The sequence below is a fragment of the Microbacterium sp. BH-3-3-3 genome, from assembly GCF_007679045.1.
Lineage (GTDB): Bacteria > Actinomycetota > Actinomycetes > Actinomycetales > Microbacteriaceae > Microbacterium > Microbacterium algihabitans.
Genome location: NZ_VEFS01000001.1, coordinates 457,038 through 473,406, shown reverse-complemented (window position 1 = coordinate 473,406; position 16,369 = coordinate 457,038). Strand labels below are relative to the sequence as shown.

Annotated in this window: 14 protein-coding genes; 9 read left to right on the top strand and 5 right to left on the bottom strand. The window is 72.7% G+C overall.

What is annotated here, in order from left to right:
- Positions 1–110 precede the first annotated feature (110 nt).
- From FS769_RS02260 to FS769_RS17160, 5 genes are read right to left on the bottom strand one after another with little or no spacing between them, the layout of a single operon-like run.
- Positions 111–1,412 (bottom strand): DUF58 domain-containing protein, encoded by a 1,302-nt coding sequence (locus FS769_RS02260; RefSeq protein WP_144828832.1) that lies wholly within the window; start codon positions 1,410–1,412, stop codon positions 111–113.
- Positions 1,412–2,491 carry a MoxR family ATPase gene (locus tag FS769_RS02255; protein ID WP_144828829.1) on the bottom strand — a complete coding sequence of 360 codons (1,080 nt, stop codon included), beginning with the start codon at positions 2,489–2,491 and terminating at the stop codon, positions 1,412–1,414. The genes FS769_RS02260 and FS769_RS02255 overlap by 1 nt, the downstream gene beginning before the upstream one ends.
- The gene (locus FS769_RS02250) at positions 2,488–3,654 is read right to left on the bottom strand and encodes a DUF4350 domain-containing protein (protein WP_144828826.1); all 1,167 of its coding nucleotides are present in this window, start codon (positions 3,652–3,654) and stop codon (positions 2,488–2,490) included. Before FS769_RS02250 ends, FS769_RS02255 begins: the two co-directional genes overlap by 4 nt.
- Entirely contained in the window at positions 3,651–4,307 is a 657-nt protein-coding gene (locus tag FS769_RS02245; RefSeq protein ID WP_144828823.1) for a DUF4129 domain-containing protein, read from the bottom strand. Before FS769_RS02245 ends, FS769_RS02250 begins: the two co-directional genes overlap by 4 nt.
- Positions 4,304–5,731: a glycerophosphoryl diester phosphodiesterase membrane domain-containing protein gene (locus tag FS769_RS17160; protein ID WP_313959266.1), complete on the bottom strand. Its 1,428-nt coding sequence runs from the start codon at positions 5,729–5,731 to the stop codon at positions 4,304–4,306. Before FS769_RS17160 ends, FS769_RS02245 begins: the two co-directional genes overlap by 4 nt.
- Before the next feature lie 163 nt (positions 5,732–5,894).
- Between FS769_RS17160 and mtrA the strand changes: the two genes are divergently transcribed.
- The 9 genes from mtrA (at position 5,895) to iolD (ending at position 16,337) form a co-directional block, all read left to right on the top strand.
- Positions 5,895–6,575, top strand: coding sequence for an MtrAB system response regulator MtrA (gene mtrA, locus FS769_RS02235; protein WP_144828821.1), 681 nt, complete (start codon positions 5,895–5,897; stop codon positions 6,573–6,575).
- Positions 6,576–6,582: 7 nt separating this feature from the next.
- Positions 6,583–8,268, top strand: a complete 1,686-nt coding sequence (gene mtrB / locus FS769_RS02230) for an MtrAB system histidine kinase MtrB (protein WP_144828818.1) — start codon at positions 6,583–6,585, stop codon at positions 8,266–8,268.
- Positions 8,265–9,923, top strand: coding sequence for an LpqB family beta-propeller domain-containing protein (locus FS769_RS02225; RefSeq protein WP_144828815.1), 1,659 nt, complete (start codon positions 8,265–8,267; stop codon positions 9,921–9,923). Before mtrB ends, FS769_RS02225 begins: the two co-directional genes overlap by 4 nt.
- A 98-nt stretch (positions 9,924–10,021) precedes the next feature.
- Positions 10,022–10,666: a ComF family protein gene (locus FS769_RS02220; protein WP_144828812.1), complete on the top strand. Its 645-nt coding sequence runs from the start codon at positions 10,022–10,024 to the stop codon at positions 10,664–10,666.
- A gap of 135 nt (positions 10,667–10,801) precedes the next feature.
- Positions 10,802–11,464 (top strand): ribosome hibernation-promoting factor, HPF/YfiA family, encoded by a 663-nt coding sequence (gene hpf / locus FS769_RS02215; protein ID WP_144828809.1) that lies wholly within the window; start codon positions 10,802–10,804, stop codon positions 11,462–11,464.
- Positions 11,465–11,664: 200 nt separating this feature from the next.
- Positions 11,665–12,636, top strand: coding sequence for a 5-dehydro-2-deoxygluconokinase (gene iolC / locus FS769_RS02210; RefSeq protein WP_230704326.1), 972 nt, complete (start codon positions 11,665–11,667; stop codon positions 12,634–12,636).
- Positions 12,629–13,522, top strand: a complete 894-nt coding sequence (locus FS769_RS02205) for a deoxyribose-phosphate aldolase (RefSeq protein WP_222123887.1) — start codon at positions 12,629–12,631, stop codon at positions 13,520–13,522. The genes iolC and FS769_RS02205 overlap by 8 nt, the downstream gene beginning before the upstream one ends.
- A complete protein-coding gene (gene iolB, locus FS769_RS02200) occupies positions 13,519–14,406 on the top strand; it encodes a 5-deoxy-glucuronate isomerase (RefSeq protein ID WP_144828803.1) in 888 nt (295 codons plus the stop codon). Before FS769_RS02205 ends, iolB begins: the two co-directional genes overlap by 4 nt.
- Positions 14,403–16,337, top strand: a complete 1,935-nt coding sequence (gene iolD / locus FS769_RS02195) for a 3D-(3,5/4)-trihydroxycyclohexane-1,2-dione acylhydrolase (decyclizing) (RefSeq protein ID WP_230704327.1) — start codon at positions 14,403–14,405, stop codon at positions 16,335–16,337. The genes iolB and iolD overlap by 4 nt, the downstream gene beginning before the upstream one ends.
- Positions 16,338–16,369: the final 32 nt, after the last annotated feature.

Sequence of the window (16,369 nt, the reverse complement as noted above, 5' to 3'; positions counted from 1 at the left end):
CTGTGCGTAGACGGCAGAGCCGCGCACGGAGGGGACGCGCAGACGGCTGGAAGGGTACCCCCCAGGATAAGCCGCGTCGTATGTCGCGGGCTGCATGCGGGCTGGACGTGCTAGAGGCGACCGGCGGCCTTGAGCGCCAGATAGCGGTCGGCCACGAGCGGAGGCAGCTCGTCGGCCGAGGCCGAGACCGCGTCTCCTCCGGCGCGCACGACCGCGTCGCGCACGCGCTGCGCGTCGTGGCGAGCGCGCTCGACGGCGGCGGCGGCGTAGACGTCGGCAGCGTCGTGATGAGCGGGAACCTCGCCGGGGCCGTCGGTGGCCGTGGCCACGAGCAGGCGCGAGCGCGCGGCGACAGTGGGGAGGGCGGCGAGGAAGGCCCGCGCGGCCTCGGGGTCGTCAGCCGCGGTGAGCAGCACCATGAGCGCGGGGCGCACCGCGAGCCCCCGCACCTGGGCGAGGGCGGCGTCCCAGTCGGTGTCGATCAGCTGCGGATCGACCGGGGCCATGGCGTCGACGAGGGCGGGCAGCAGCTGCGCCCCGTCGACGCGCGTCACGCGGGCGCGGGGCACGCGGTCGAACATCACGAGGTGCACGTGATCGCCCGCGCGCGAGGCCAGCACCGACAGCAGTAGCGCCGACTCCATCGCGGCGTCGAGGCGCACGCCGTCGCCGACGCGCGCGGCGGCCGTGCGGCCGGTGTCGATGACGATGACCACGTGCCGGTCGCGTTCGGGTCGCCACGTGCGCAGCATCGTCGTGCCGGCGCGGGCCGTCGCTCGCCAGTCGATCGAGCGCACGTCGTCTCCGCGCACGTACTCGCGCAGGCTGTCGAACTCGGTGCCCTGGCCGCGCACCTGCAGCGTGGTGTTGCCGTCGAGCTCGCGCAGGCGTGCGAGACGCGAGGGCAGGTGCCGCCGCGAGGTGAACGGGGGCAGCACGCGCAGGCGGGCCGGGGCGTCGACCACGCCCTGGCGGCCGGCGAGACCGAGAGGCCCGGCCGCCCGCACGACGACGAAGGCGCTGCGCAGCTCGCCGCGGCGGCGGGGGAGCAGGGGGAGAGGCGCCCCGCGCCGCTCGCCGGGTGGCACCGTGAACCGCTGGCGCTCCGCGGGGGCGCCGGCGGTCGGCTGCCACGCGTCGCGCACGCGCGCCCGCAGCGTGCGGGTGCCGAGGTTGCGCACGCGCAGCTCGCCCGCGACCGGCTCGTCGAGCAGGGCGCGCTCGGGGTGCGTGCGGGTGATCTCGACGCGCCGCGGATCGGCGGCCAGAGCGCGGTCGACCAGCGCGAGCACCGCGCAGAGCAGCAGCCAGCCGCCCGCCACGGCCCACGCCGACAGCCCCGCCGTGCTCAGCAGCACGAGGGGGACGACGCCGAGGGCGACGAGCAGGGCGAGACGGCCGGTGACGAACATCAGATCGGAACGCGGGTCTGCTGCAGGACCGAGGTGAGGATGGCATCCACCGACACGCCCTCGATCTCGGCCTCGGGCCGCAGGCGGATGCGGTGGCGCCACACCGGCACGAGCATGGTCTGCACGTGGTCGGGCGTGATCGCGGGATATCCGCCGAGCCAGGCCCAGGCCTTCGCCGCCGCGAGCAGTCCCGTGGTCGCACGCGGGCTCACGCCCAGCAGCACCGAGGGGCTCTGGCGCGTCGCGCGGGCCAGGTCGACGACGTAGCCGAGCAGGTCGTCGTCGACGGCGACGGATGCCGCGGCCCGCTGCGCGGCGAGGATCTCGGATGCCGTGACCACGGCATCCACCCCCGCCTCTTTCAGGCGTCGGGGGTCGAAGCCGCGCGCGTGGCGGCGCAGCACGTCGACCTCGGCCTCGCGGTTCGGCAGGTCGACGACGAGCTTGAGCAGGAAGCGGTCGAGCTGGGCCTCGGGCAGCGTGTACGTGCCCTCGTGCTCGATCGGGTTCTGGGTCGCGGCGACGAGGAAGGGATCCGGCAGGGGGCGGCTCTCGCCGTCGGACGAGACCTGGCGTTCCTCCATGGCCTCGAGCAGGGCGGCTTGGGTCTTGGGAGGGGTGCGGTTGATCTCGTCGGCGAGCAGCACGTGCGTGAAGACCGGGCCGGCGCGGAACTCGAACCCGCCGGCGCGCGCGTCGTACACGAGCGAGCCCGTGACGTCGCCGGGCATGAGGTCGGGCGTGAACTGCACCCGCGCGGTGTCGAGGCCCAGCGCCCGGCTGAACGAGCGCACGAGGAGGGTCTTGGCGACGCCGGGGACGCCCTCCAGCAGCACGTGCCCGCGCGAGAGCAGCGCGATGAGCAGACCGGTGACGGTGCCGTCCTGTCCGACCACGGCCTTGCCGACCTCGAGGCGCACGCGATGCATCGCCTCGCGCAGGGCCGCGTCGTCGGCATCCGGGGCGCCGTTGGCCGCGTTCGACGGCGACTCGGGCGCTGCGTCGGCCGGCTGCGCAGGCGCGGTCTCGGCCGGGAAGGCGGGCGCGGGCCAGGTGGGCGATTCGGGGCTGTCGGTCATCGTGTGGTCCCTTCGGGTCGGACGGCGGCGCGCACGCTCGCCTCGAGATCGCGGAGTCGGTCGGCGGCCGCGACCAGGTCGCGATCGGTGGTCGGGGTGTCGTCGACGAGGATGCCGCGCACGACCGAACGGTCGGCGCCCAGGCGTTCGGCGACGGCGTCGGCGACCTCGGTGGCGGGGGTGCGGTCGGTCAGGCCGAGCAGGCGCACGAGCCGCGCTCGGCTGGCGCGGCGCAGCTCGTCGAGGGCGTGGCCGGCGTCGCGCGCCGAGGCGTACAGACGGGCGCGGCCCTCGGTGGTCTCGTTCGCGCGGACCGTGACGGGCAGGCGTTCGACCACGAGCGGGCCGAAGCGCCGCCCGCGCCAGAGCGCCGCAGCGAGAGTGGCGGCGATGAGCAGCAGGAGGGCGGGGGTGACCCACGGCGGGGTCAGCTCGCCGAGGGTGGGTGGAGCCGAGCCGGGGGCCGCGTCGGCGGGAGAGGGCACGTACCAGACGATCGTGGCCGTCTGCCCGAGCACGCCCAGGGCCAGGGCCGCGTCGCCGTCGGCGGGCAGGGTCGAATTGGTCAGGACCGCCAAGCCGTCGAGGACCGTGACGGTCCCTCCGGCGGGGCGGTCGGCGGTCAACAGCGCGAACTCCCCGTCGACGGGGAAGCAGCCGGTGACGTCGTCGCCGGGGGTCATGAGTTCACCGGTGCGGGCGGCACCCGCGTTGTCGGCAGCGGGGAAGGAGCAGTCGGCCCGCACCGCAGTGCCGTCGGAGAACCCGCCCAGCGTCGACCCGTTCAGCAGCACCGAGAGGGCGCGCGAGCGGGGCTCGACGAGGACGACGTGGCGTGCGCGGTCGCCGAGCTCGGTGAGCGTGTCGTCGGACAGCATCGGGGCGTCGCGCATGACGAGGGTCGCGTCACCGGCGGCGAGGGCGCGCTCGGCCGCCTCGCGATCGCGGGCGACGACGACCCGTGCTCCCTGCTGCTCGAGCAGGTGGACGACGGCGCGCGTGCCGTCGGGCCCGGCCGACTCGGGGTCGAGCACGGCGCGCTGCGAGTAGCCGCCGTAGACGAACGACCCGCCGACGAAGGCGACCAGCAGCAGCCCGACGACGAGGGCCGCCCACCCGAGAGCGCTGCGGCGCCGCGAACGGACGGGGGCGGCGACGCTCACGGGGCGTCCACCGGCGTCGCGCGAGCCCGCACCGCGGCGTCGTCGAGGTCGGAGATGACGCGGTAGCGCTCGGCCGTGCCGGGACGACGCAGGTACCGCACGTCGTCGAAGATCGTCGCAGCGTCGTCGAGGGCGTCGGCGAGGCTCGGGAGGGCCCGGGCCGCCTCACGCGAGAAGGCGCGCACGGTCGCACCCGGCGGCGGGTCGACGAGCCCGCGCTCGCCGAGTCCGCGCGCGAAGGCACGGAAACGGAGCACGATCGCCTCGTCCCATTCGCTGCGCGCGGCGGCGGCGGCCGCATCGGCGCGCAGTTCCGATGCGGAGCGCGCGTCGTCGTCGTCGAAGAGCGCCTGTGCGGCGGGGGCGGCGCGGTTCGCGACGCGCGGTCGACCCCAGATGAGCACGGCGACCACGATGAGCGCGATCACGATCACACCGATCACGATGAGAGCGGCCGGACCCCACCCGTCGGTGTCGGGCACGCGCAGCAGGTCGCCGAGGAAGTTGGCGACGGCCTGGGCGATGCGGTCGATGAAGGTCGGTTCGGCTGCCTGGTACGACGGATCGCTCAGTTCCTTCTCGGCCCACTCCCGCGCCTGGTCGGGATCGGGCAGCAGGGGGAAGGTCGCGGCGAGGGCGGGGAGCGCGATCATTCGCCTCCGCCCGAGCCGGGGGCCGCCCACGCCGTGGGGGCGGGCGGTGCCGGCGGCGCGGGGGTGTCCGCCGCGGGCGGGTCGGCGCGCGGGGAGTCGCCGGTCGACGGGGGAGCCCACGAGGGATCGCGCGGCGCCGGTGCGGCCGCCGGGGTGCCGGGGGCGGGTGGCACCGGCGGGCCGGACGGGCCCTGTGCGGGAGCGCCGTAGCCGGGCTGCGCCGGGGCGCCGTATCCCTGCGCCGGGGCACCGTACGGTGCGCCGTACCCCTGCGCCGGTGCGCCGTACCCCTGCTGCGGGGCGCCAGCACCCGGCCCGTAAGCCGGCGCTCCCCACCCGGCGTAGGCCGGGGCGGACCCCACCGGCGCGGGGGCGGGCCGCTCGACCACCCGACCGACGCCCACCAGGTACGGGTCGGGCAGAGAGGTCGCCCCGGCGTCGCGCTGCTCGACGTAGGTCTGCAGGTCGTGGTCGAGGGCCTCGACGCGCATGCGGGCGTCGACGTAGACGAGTGCGGCGGAGGTCGACTGCACGACCAGGGCGATGCACTGCACGAGCAGGATGCCGAGTTGACCGATGAGTTGCACCACGAGGTAGCCCACGAACGCCTCGACTCCGGAGCTGCCCGTCGGATCGACCAGCACCGGGATGAGGCCGCTGACGAGGCCCAGGGGGATCGAGATGATCTGGGCGACGATGCCGAAGGCGATCGAGATGATCAGGAGAACCCCGAGCGTCGACCAGAACCGGCCGCGCGTCAGGCGCCATGAGCGTGCGACCGCGCGGAAGACCCCCGCGCGTTCGAGGATGATGACCGAGGGCACGAGGAAGAGCTTGGGAGCGAGCCACAGATAGCCGGCGACCAACACCATCGCCAGCAGGATCCCGACGGCGACACCGACCCAGATCACGCTGATCACGAGCAGGGTGACGATGCCCACGACCACCCCGACCACGATCAGGCTGGCGAGGGCGCTCAGGGCGCTGTAGCCCACGAGGCGCCAGAAGACGGGCTTCACCCGGGCCCACACTTCGCGCAGGCGCGGCTTCTCGGACACGACGGCGTGCGCGACCTCGGAGACCACGACGCCCTGGACCACGACGCTGAGGGCCCCCGTGGCGAGACCGAGCACGAGGGCGGTCGCGGCGGTGATGACGGTGGAGCCCGCGAAGATCGCGTTGAAGTCGTCGCTGCCGGGGGGAACGGTGTCGAGTCGGGCGAAGCTCGCGATCGCGACGCCGCCCACCGCCGCCGTGAGCACGACGTACGCGACGGCCTGCACGATGAGCGCGAAGCCCAGCAGCACCTTGGGGTTGTGTCGCAGCGCGACGAACGAACGGCTCAGGATCGTGCCGAACCCGTACGGGTGCAGCGGAACGATGCCGGGGCGGGATGCCGGGGTCCAGGCCGGATACGCGGTCACGGTGGCGCCTCCTCGTCGCGTGGCGATGTCCTCATCGTGTCATAGACCTCCGACACGCACGCCTGCCGTGCGGGCAGGTCGACTACTCTCGATACGACGTGCCCCCACCCGGGGCGTTGTGCCCGTCCCCGAGCGGGTTTCGAGACGGAAGACGTACACCCGAATGACTTCACGGATCCTGGTCGTCGACGATGACACCGCACTGGCCGAGATGATCGGCATCGTGCTGCGCACCGAGGGATTCGACACGGTGTTCTGCGCCGACGGAGCCCAGGCGGTCGACGCCTGGCGCACCGAGCGTCCCGACCTGATCCTGCTCGACCTGATGCTCCCCGGCGTCGACGGCATCGAGATCTGCACGCGCGTGCGGGCCGAGTCGGGCGTGCCGATCATCATGCTGACGGCCCGCACCGACACCGCCGACGTGGTCAAGGGGCTCGAGTCGGGCGCCGACGACTACATCATGAAGCCCTTCAATCCGAAGGAGCTCGTGGCGCGCATCCGCACGCGCCTGCGTCCGACGCAGGCCGCGGTCGACGAGACGCTGCGCATCGGAGACCTCGTCGTCGACGTCGCCGCCCACGAGGTGCGCCGCGGCGACAGCCCGATCGCGCTCACGCCCCTCGAGTTCGAGCTGCTCGTCGCGCTCGCCGAGAAGCCGCAGCAGGTGTTCTCGCGCGAGATGCTGCTCGAGCAGGTGTGGGGCTACCACTACAAGGCCGACACCCGCCTGGTCAATGTGCACGTGCAGCGCCTCCGCGCCAAGATCGAGGCCGATCCCGACAACCCGCGGATCGTGACCACCGTGCGCGGCGTGGGCTACCGCGCCGGCGCGGTGGCCTGAGCGGGCCATGACCGGCGCGGTGCGGACCCTGCCGCCGCCGAGGCGACTGTCGCTGCGCGACTGGAGATCGCTGCGCGACCGCTTCGCCACCCTGTGGCGTCGATCGCTGCGCTTCCGCACGATCGTGATCACCGTCACGCTGACGGCGGCGACGATCCTCGTCACGTGCGTGGCGATGGCCCTCGTCATCCAGAACGAGCTCTTCACCGCCCGTAAGGACCAGGTGCTGCTCGAGGCCCAGCGCGCGACAGCGGCGGCCCAGGCGACGCTCGACGCGGCCGTGGATTCCACCGACCCGGCCGCGGCGCAGACCCTGATGAACGGCATCGCGACCCGGCTCTCGCAGCAGTCCTCGAGCGACCTGATCGCGCTCTATCGCATCGGTCCGCCCTCGCCGCTGGCTCCGCAGCCGTTCATCTCTCCCGCGTTCCAGTCGAGCATCGTCACCGAGGCGATGCGCACGCAGGTGCAGTCGAGCCCCGACCTGCAGTGGTGGCAGTCGGTCGCGCTGCCCACCGACAACGGCCGCGAGGTTCCCGGCATCCTCGTCGGTCATCAACTGCGCTTCCCGGCCGAAGACGGCGTCGATTCGTACGAGCTGTACATGGGGTACGACCTCACCAGCGCCTCGCAGACCCTCGCGTTCGTGCAGGTGCTGCTGTGGGTCGTGGGTCTCGTGCTGGTGCTGTTGATCGGGGCGATCGCGTGGTTCGTGCTGCGCTCGGTGACGACGCCGATCGCGGATGCCGCCGAGACCAGCGCCAAGCTCGCCGCGGGCGACCTCGGGGTGCGGTTGCCCGTGCGCGGAGAAGACGAGCTGGCCACGCTGAACCGCTCGTTCAACGCCATGGCCGACAGCATCGAGCAGCAGATCAAGGAGCTCGCCGACCTGTCGCTCGTGCAGCAGCGTTTCGTCTCCGACGTGTCGCACGAGCTGCGCACCCCGCTGACGACCATTCGCCTGGCCGCCGACATGATCAACGATCAGCGCGCGGAGTTCGATCCCGCCACCGGCCGCGCCGCCGAACTCCTGCACGCGCAAGTGCAGCGCTTCGAGGTGCTGCTGACCGACCTGCTCGAGATCAGCCGGTACGACGCGGGGTCGGTGCAGCTCGAGCTCGAGGCCACGAGCCTCGCGCACCTGGCCGAAGACGTCATCGACTCGATGGAGCAGCTGGCCGAGGGCCACGGCTCCGACGTGCGGCTCGTCGCACCCGGCGGGTACACGCCGGTCGAGATGGACGCCCGCCGCGTGCGCCGCATCGTGCGCAACCTCCTCGGCAACGCCATCGAGCACGGCGAGGGGCGCCCCATCGTCGTGTCGGTCGACAGCGATCGGGATGCCGTGGCCCTGGGCGTGCGCGACTTCGGCCTGGGCATGACCGCCGACGACGTCGAGCGGGTGTTCGACCGCTTCTGGCGCGCCGACCCCTCGCGCGTGCGCACCATCGGCGGAACGGGCCTGGGCCTGTCGATCGCCCTCGGCGACGCGCGTCTGCACGGCGGCACCCTGGCAGTGTGGTCCGAGCCCGGCCGCGGCTCCAACTTCGTGCTGACCCTGCCGCGCGACGGCAAGCCCGTGAGCAGTTCGCCGCTGCCCCTCGTCCCCGACGACGAGCAGGGCGGCGCCCTGGAGGCGCTGGGACTGACCCAGCCGATCTCCACCCGCCCCGGCGTGAGGAGGACCCCGTGAGGCGCGCTCTCGCCCTCGTCAGCCTGACCCTCGTGCTCGCGCTCGCCGCGTGCACGGGGCTGCCGACCTCGGGATACGTCAATCCGGGCCGCGGCCCGCAGACCGACGACACCCAGGCCTTCGCGTTCGTCCCCGACGGTCCGCAAGACGACGCCGCGCCCGCCGACATCGTCGAGGGGTTCCTGCGCGCCGGTTCCGGCCCTGCCGACGACTGGGCGACCGCGAAGACGTTCCTGGCGCCCGGCACCCAGTGGGATCCGCGGGCGAGCGTCACCATCGACCGTCTCGCCGACCGCCGCGCCACGGCCACTGACGACGGCACCGGGGTCACGGTGTCGCTCGCCACCGTGGCATCCGTCGACTCTTCCGGCGCGTATGCGCCCGCGGCATCCGGGACCGCTGTCAACCTCGCGTTCGCCCTCACCCAGATCGACGGGCAGTGGCGCATCACCGCGGCCCCCGATGGCGTGGTGCTGTACGAGGAGGTGTTCCCGACCGTCTACCAGTCGGCCTCGATCGCCTACTTCGACCCGACGTGGAGCTTCATCGTGCCCGACGTGCGGTGGTTCCCGCGCGGGTTCGTGGCGAGCCGCGTCGCCACCGCCCTCGTCGACGGTCGCCCGAGCCCGTGGCTCGCCGGGGCCGTGCGCTCGGCCTTCCCCGACGAACTGTCGCTGGTGGGCCGCTCCGTCACGCTCTCCTCGAGCGGCGTCGCCCAGGTGCAGCTGCCCCCCGCGGCGCTGAGCCTGGACCGCACGACGCTCGACCGCATGCAGACGCAGCTCGCCCGCAGCCTCGTCACGGCCGGCATCAGCGACGTGCAGATGACGGTCGAGGGCACTCCCATCACCGCCTCCGAGGTGCCGGTGCGCGTCACCCGCGTCGACCCCTCGCCGGCGGTGCTGACCACCGCGGGGGCGTTCGGCTCGCTCACCGGCGACACCGTCGAGGCGATCGACGGTCTCTCCGACGCCGTGGAGTCGCTCGCCCCGACGGCCGTCGAGCTCGAGGCCGACCGGTCTCTCGCGGCGGTGCGCACCCAGCAGGGGCCGGTGGCCAGCGCCCTGGCCGACGGGCAGACCTTCCTGCTCGACGAGCGTCCCGGACTCATCGCGCCCTCGATCGACGCCGAGGGAGCCATCTGGAGCGTGCCGGCGAACGCGCCGAACCAGGTGCGCGCGATCACCGCCGAAGGTGTGCCGCGCCAGGTGGGCAACGCCTGGCCCGACGCGTCGGAGATCACCGCGATGCAGATCTCGCGCGACGGCACGCGGGTCGCGGCGATCGTGACGGTCTCGGGGACCCGAGAGGTGTGGGTCGCCGGCATCGAGCGCGAGGGAGGCGAGGTCACACTCGGCGCCCCGCACGTGCTGTCGTTCTCGCAACAGGGGGCGTTCGACCTCGCGTGGCTCGACGACACCAGCGTCGGCGTGCTCGTCGCGGTCGACGGCGGCAGCCTGCTGCGCGAGCTCAACGTCGGAGGTCGCGGAACCGAGTCGGCCGCGCCCGACGGGGCGCGCACGCTGGCGGCCGGTAGCACGAGCGTGCGCGTGCTCGACGACTCCGGTCGTCTGTACAGCCGTCGCGGCAGCTCGTGGACCCTGGTGGCCACCGGCATCCGGGTGCTGGCGGGTCAGCAGGGCACGACCTCGTAGCGGCCGACCCCTCCTCCCCAGCGGTGTGTTCCGCCGTTCCCTCCCCGAACGGGGGAGGGTGGGCGGTGCGGCCGTGCCCTGTCGGCCAGCGTGGGGGAATGACCCTCGCCTCCGTCGTCGCCGCAGCCTTCAGCGACGCCCTGACGTTCTGGTTGCCGGTCTCGTGCGCGGGATGCGACGCGCTCGATGTGTCCCTCTGCTCCGGATGCCGCGACGCCCTCGCCCCGCGGTGCACGCGGCGTCCGCTGGCCCCCGGTCTCACCGTCACCTCGGCCCTGCCCTTCGACGGTGTGGTCGCGCGCACCATCCGCGCTCTCAAGGAGGACGGACGCACCGGGCTCGCAGGAAAGCTCGCCCCCGCCCTCGATGCCGCGCTGCGCAGCGCGACCCCGGCCGGTGCGCAGGTGACGAGCGTGCCCGGATCCCGCGCGGCGTTCCGGCGACGGGGCTACCGACCCGTCGACCTGCTGGTCGCCCGGGCGGGGTGGCGCACGCAGCGGCTGCTGCACCTGCAGCGATCGACGCTGGATCAGCGCGGGCTGGGCCTCCACGCGCGCCGGCGCAACCTCGAGGGGGCCCTGAGGGCGCGCCCCGTGACGGGCACCGTCGTGGTCGTCGACGACGTCGTGACCACGGGGGCGACCCTCGTCGAGGCGGCACGTGCGCTGCGCGCGGCGGGGGCCGATCGGGTGATCGCGGTCACCCTGGCGGCCACGCCGCGTCATCACGGCGATGCGGGATGAATCGGTGAGCCGCAAGATGAATCAGGGGTGATTGCCACGTGACATGAGGGTGGCCGAGCACTAGCGTAAGGATGACTGAAGGCGACGGACGTTCCGCCCTTAGACCGGGCGGAACCCGGAACAAGGAGGTCACGGATGGACACCAACATCGTCGGCGTGGGAGTCGGTATCACCGATCGTTTCCGCTCGGTGGTCGAAGAGAAGGTCAGCCGCATCGAGCACCTGGCGCCGCGTGCGCAGGCGCTCGAGGTCAAGGTGACGCATCGCTCCTATCGCAACGGACGGATGGAAGACGATACGGTCGAGCTCACCCTCGACGGCAAGGGCCCCGTCGTGCGGGCCGAAGCCACCGACGCCGACAAGTTCGCCGCTCTCGACCTCGCTGTCGACAAGATCTCGGAGCAGGTGCGCCGCGCGAAGGACAAGCGCGTCGATCTGCGCAACCACCCGCGCGGCGCGAAGTTCGAGAAGGGCACCGGAGAGATCGCCGGCATCGACGTCGAACCCGCCTCGGTCGAGGTGCTGCGCGCGGTCGCGACCGGCTCGGTGCCGGTGCAGGCCGACTCGGCCGGAGAAGAGGACTACTGCCCGGTCGTCATCCGCCAGAAGGAGTTCGAGGCGGAGTGGATGACCGTCGAAGACGCGGTCGACCGCATGGAACTGGTCGGCCACGACTTCTTCCTGTTCATCGACGCGCGCACCGATCACCCCAGCGTCGTCTACCGCCGCAAGGGCTGGGACTACGGCGTGATCGAGCTGACGACCCAGGCTCAGCCTGCCGTGCCGGTCGCTTCCTGACCTGAACGAACGACACGACGCCCCCGGCCGGAAGGTCGGGGGCGTCGTGTCGTGTGAGGGGGAGTTGCCGTTGCATGCGGAGTGATCCTTGGGGAAACAACGGTCGACGCCGTAGGATCGGTATTTGTAAGTACAAAGTCGTGCGAGCTATGCGCTCACGCGACCTGCCGGTTCCCCCGATCGAAGAGGATCGCCCCGTTTTGAGTTCTCCCGCAGCCACCGCACCGCTCGACGTGCTCGCCATCGGCCGAGCCGGAGTCGACCTGTATCCCCTGCAGGACGGCGTCGGCCTGCCGGACGTCTCGACCTTCGGGAAGTACCTCGGTGGTTCCGCGGCGAACGTCGCGGTCGCCGCCGCCCGCTACGGCCGGAGCGCGGCCTTGATCAGCCGCACGGGCGCCGACCCCTTCGGCGAGTTCGTGCGACGCGAACTGTCCCGACTCGGGGTCTCCGACCGCTTCATCGACGTGGTCCCGGGACTGAACACCCCGGTGACGTTCTGCGAGATCTTCCCGCCCGACCACTTCCCGCTGTACTTCTATCGCGACCCGATCGCCCCCGATCTGGTGATCCGCCCCGGCGAGATCGACGTCGATGCCGTGCGGACGGCGAGGGTGTTCTGGTCCACCGTGACGGGCTTGAGTCGGGAGCCGAGTCGGGCCGCCCACTTCGCGGCCTGGGACGCGCGGGGGCGCCGACCGCTCACGGTGCTCGACCTCGACTACCGCCCGATGTTCTGGGGGAGCCCCGACGAGGCGCGCTCCCAGGTGCGAGCGGCGATCGGGCAGGTGACGGTGGCGGTCGGCAACCTCGAGGAGTGCGAGATCGCCGTCGGCGAGACCGACCCGGACCGTGCCGCGGACGCCCTGCTCGAGCGGGGTGTTCAGCTGGCGATCGTGAAGCAGGGCCCCAAGGGCGTCCTCGCCAAGACGCGCGAGCGCCGCGTCGAAGTGGCGCCGTTCGCCGTGGCGGTCGTGAACGGTCTCGGTGCGGGCGATGCCTTCGGCGGGGCCCTGTGCCACGGTCTGCTCGCCGACTGGGACCTCGAAGAGACGCTGCGCTGGGCGAACGCCGCGGGCGCGATCGTCGCGGGCAGACGCGAATGTTCGACCGCGATGCCGGGCGAAGCCGACGTCCGCCACCTCCTCGACGGGTCGGTGGCGCGTGTTTGACCTCGACGAACTGCGCCGCATCCGAGCCGAGGAGCCGGGTCGTGTCGCGCACGCGCTGCGCGACCGGCGGCGGCGGTCTCTGCTTGACGGCGACGGGCGCCTGTTCATCGTCGCGGCCGACCACCCCGCGCGCGGCGCCTTGGGCGTGGGCGGCCGCTCCGGCGCGATGGCCAGCAGGGTCGACCTGCTGGAACGGCTCGTGGCCGCCCTGGGGCGCCCCGGTGTCGACGGCGTGCTCGGCACCCCCGACATCGTCGAGGACCTCGCCCTCCTCGGCGCGCTGGACGGGAAGATCGTCGTCGGATCGATGAACCGCGGGGGTCTGCAGGGCGCGACCTTCGAGATGGACGACCGATTCACGGCCTACGACGTGCCGGCCCTGACTCGCGACGGGATCGACCTCGCCAAGCTCCTCGTGCGCATCAACCTCGGCGACCCGGCGACGGCACCGACGCTCGAGGCGAGCGCGGCGGCCGTGACGGCAGCCGCCGAGGCGCGGATCCCGATCATGCTCGAACCCTTCATGAGCTTCTGGGAGCAGGGTCGCGTCCGCACCGACCTGACGGCCGACGCTGTCATCAGGTCGATCGCCATCGCCACGGGGCTCGGCAACACGTCGGCCTACAGCTGGTTGAAGCTCCCCGTGGTTCCCGACATGGAGCGCGTGGCCGAGGCCTCGACGTTGCCGACCCTCCTCCTCGGCGGCGATCCGACGACCGGTCCGGACGAGACCTTCGCCTCCTGGCAGGATGCGCTGACCCTCCCTGGCATCCGGGGCCTCGTCGTCGGGCGCACCCTGCTCTATCCCGACGACGACGACGTGGCCGGGGCGGTCGACACCGCGGCAGCGATGGTGCACCCCCGCGCGGTCGCCGGACGAGCATGACGAACGAATGGCTCTACCCTCGCGGGTCGCTGGCCGAGGGGCCGTGGGAGAGCATCGGCGGCGCGGGAAGGGCGCCGGGGTGGACGCACACGGGGATCCGCGTCGCGGAGCTCGACGGCGAGATCCGCCTTCCCGCCGACGCCGTCGAGCGCATGGTCGTGCCCCTGGCCGGATCGTTCTCCGTCGTGCTCGGCGACAGCCGCTGGGAGCTGGCGGGGCGGGAGTCGGTCTTCCACGGGCCGACCGACGTCGCGCACGCCGGCATCGACACGCCGCTCCGCGTCATCGGCACCGGTCGGGTCGCCGTCGCGGAGGCGCCGGCGACCCGGTCCTCGGACCCCACGGTCATGCGAGCCGCGGACGTGCCGGTCGAGATCCGCGGTGCCGGGCGCTCCACCCGGCAGGTGCACAACTTCGGTGTGCCGGGGGCGATGGCCGCGCAGAAGCTCATCGTGTGCGAGGTGATCACGCCCGCCGAGAACTGGTCGTCGTACCCGCCTCACAAGCACGATGCGCCGTCGCCGACCGAGAGCGAACTCGAGGAGATCTACTACTTCGAGACGGCTCCCGCCCGCGGCACGACGCCGCCCAGCGGAGCGGAGCCGTTCGGGCTGTTCGCGGCCTACGCCTCGGATCGACGGCCCATCGACACGACCGCCCGCGTCGGCACGGGCGACATCGCGTTCGTGCCGTACGGATATCACGGACCCGCGGTCGCCGCCCCCGGCTACGACCTCTACTACTTGAACGTCATGGCCGGCCCGGGCGCGGAGCGCGCCTGGCGCATCACGGACGACCCCGCTCACGCATGGGTGCGCTCTTCCTGGGCGCACCAGCGCCCCGACCCTCGATTGCCCTACGCGGCGAAGGAGACCGACGCATGACCCTCGACCCCGAATCCGCGCCGTCCATGGCACCCCGGACGCGGACGATGACCGTCGCCCAGGCGTTGATCACCTTCCTCGCCAACCAGTGGACGGTCGACGGAGACATCCGCGAACGCACCATCGCGGGCACGTTCGGCATCTTCGGTCACGGCAACGTCGCCGGCATCGGACAGGCGCTGGTGCAGTTGCACACCGACGAGCCCGGTCTCATGCCCTACCACCAGGCGCGCAACGAGCAGGCGATGGTGCATCAGGCCGTGGGCTACGCACGGATGCACCGCCGGCGCGCCACCTACGCCGCCGCCGCATCCGTCGGCCCGGGGGCCGCCAACATGCTCACCGGGGCCGCTCTGGCCACGGCGAACAGACTCCCCGTGCTGTTGCTGCCGTCGGACACCTTCGCGACGCGCGTGGCCGATCCCGTTCTGCAGCAGCTCGAGCATCCCCACGACACCGGCCTCCAGGTCACCGACGCGTTCCGCCCCGTCTCGCGGTTCTTCGACCGCGTCCAGCGCCCCGAGCAACTGTTCTCGATCGCGCTCGCCGCGATGCGCGTGCTGACCGATCCCGCCGAGACGGGGGCCGTCACGATCGCCCTGCCCGAAGACGTGCAGGCCGAGGCGATCGAGGTGCCGGTCGAGTTCCTGGAGCCGCGTGACTGGCACGTGCGACGGCCCGTGCCCGAGCCCGACGAGCTGGGGCGGGCGATCGCGGCGATCCGCGGGGCCCAGGCGCCGTTCATCGTGGCCGGGGGAGGAGTGCTCTACTCGGGGGCCGAAGACGCTCTGCGTCGCCTCGTGGAGCAGACGGGAATTCCCGTGGGCGCCACGCAGGCGGGCGTCGGCGTGCTGCCGTGGGATCATCCCCAGTACCTCGGCGGCGTCGGCGCGACCGGGTCCACGGCCGCGAACAGACTGGCCGCCGACGCGGACCTCGTCATCGGGGTGGGCACCCGCTACAGCGACTTCACCACCGCGAGCCGCAGCGCCTTCCGACGTGACGGGGTCCGCTTCGTCAACATCAACGTCGCCTCCTTCGATGCCTACAAGCACGGCAGCCGTCTGCCGGTGGTCGCCGACGCCCGGCGGGCACTGGACGCACTCGTCGACGGACTCGAGGGGACGGCCGTCGAGGCCTCGTACGCGGAGCGGATCCGGGTCGAGAAGGCCGAGTGGGAGGCGGTCGTCGACCGCGCGCTCGCTCCCACGGGCGCGAGGCTGCTCGGGCAGTCCGAGATCATCGGCGCCGTCCACGCCGCCAGCGACCCCACGGACGTGCTCGTGCAGGCGGCCGGTTCTCTTCCCGGAGATCTGCACAAGCTATGGAGGGTGCGCGACCCACTCGGCTACCACGTCGAGTACGCGTTCTCGACGATGGGATACGAGATCGCCGGCGGCCTCGGGGTGCGTCGCGGTGCGCCCGATCGAGAAGTGCTCGTCATGGTCGGCGACGGGTCGTATCTGATGCTGCACACCGAGCTCGTCACCGCGGTGTCGGAGGGACTGAAGATCGTCGTGGTCCTCGTGCAGAACCACGGCTATGCATCGATCGGACACCTCTCCGAGACCGTGGGCGCCCAGCGGTTCGGAACCGCGTACCGCATGACGGATGCCGCGGTGCCCGACCTCGAGGGCGAGCGATACGTGCCGATCGATCTGGCCGCGAACGCACGGTCGTACGGCGTGGACGTCATCGAGGTCGCGCCCGGTGAGGGCGCTGCGCGCGATCTCGAGGCCGCGGTGAGAGCGGCGAAGGCGTCTTCGCGGACGACCCTCATCCATGTCGATGCCGATCCGCTGCGGTACGCCCCCGACGGCGAGGGGTGGTGGGACGTCCCGGTCGCCGCGCACTCGACGCTGCCGTCGACCGCTCTCGCGCGCGCCGATTACGAACGGCTGCGCGCGCGGCAGCGGCCGCTGCTCGGCTGAGCACGGTCCTCCCCGTCCAGTCGCGAACGGCG

Coding starts and splice junctions, on each gene's coding strand:
- FS769_RS02260 (WP_144828832.1), bottom strand. CDS start 1,412: ATGTTCGTCACCGGCCGTCTCGCCCTGCTCGTCGCCCTCGGCGTCGTC.
- iolD (WP_230704327.1), top strand. CDS start 14,403: ATGACCCTCGACCCCGAATCCGCGCCGTCCATGGCACCCCGGACGCGG.
- iolB (WP_144828803.1), top strand. CDS start 13,519: ATGACGAACGAATGGCTCTACCCTCGCGGGTCGCTGGCCGAGGGGCCG.
- mtrA (WP_144828821.1), top strand. CDS start 5,895: ATGACTTCACGGATCCTGGTCGTCGACGATGACACCGCACTGGCCGAG.
- FS769_RS02245 (WP_144828823.1), bottom strand. CDS start 4,307: ATGATCGCGCTCCCCGCCCTCGCCGCGACCTTCCCCCTGCTGCCCGAT.
- hpf (WP_144828809.1), top strand. CDS start 10,802: ATGGACACCAACATCGTCGGCGTGGGAGTCGGTATCACCGATCGTTTC.
- FS769_RS02220 (WP_144828812.1), top strand. CDS start 10,022: ATGACCCTCGCCTCCGTCGTCGCCGCAGCCTTCAGCGACGCCCTGACG.
- FS769_RS02255 (WP_144828829.1), bottom strand. CDS start 2,491: ATGACCGACAGCCCCGAATCGCCCACCTGGCCCGCGCCCGCCTTCCCG.
- mtrB (WP_144828818.1), top strand. CDS start 6,583: ATGACCGGCGCGGTGCGGACCCTGCCGCCGCCGAGGCGACTGTCGCTG.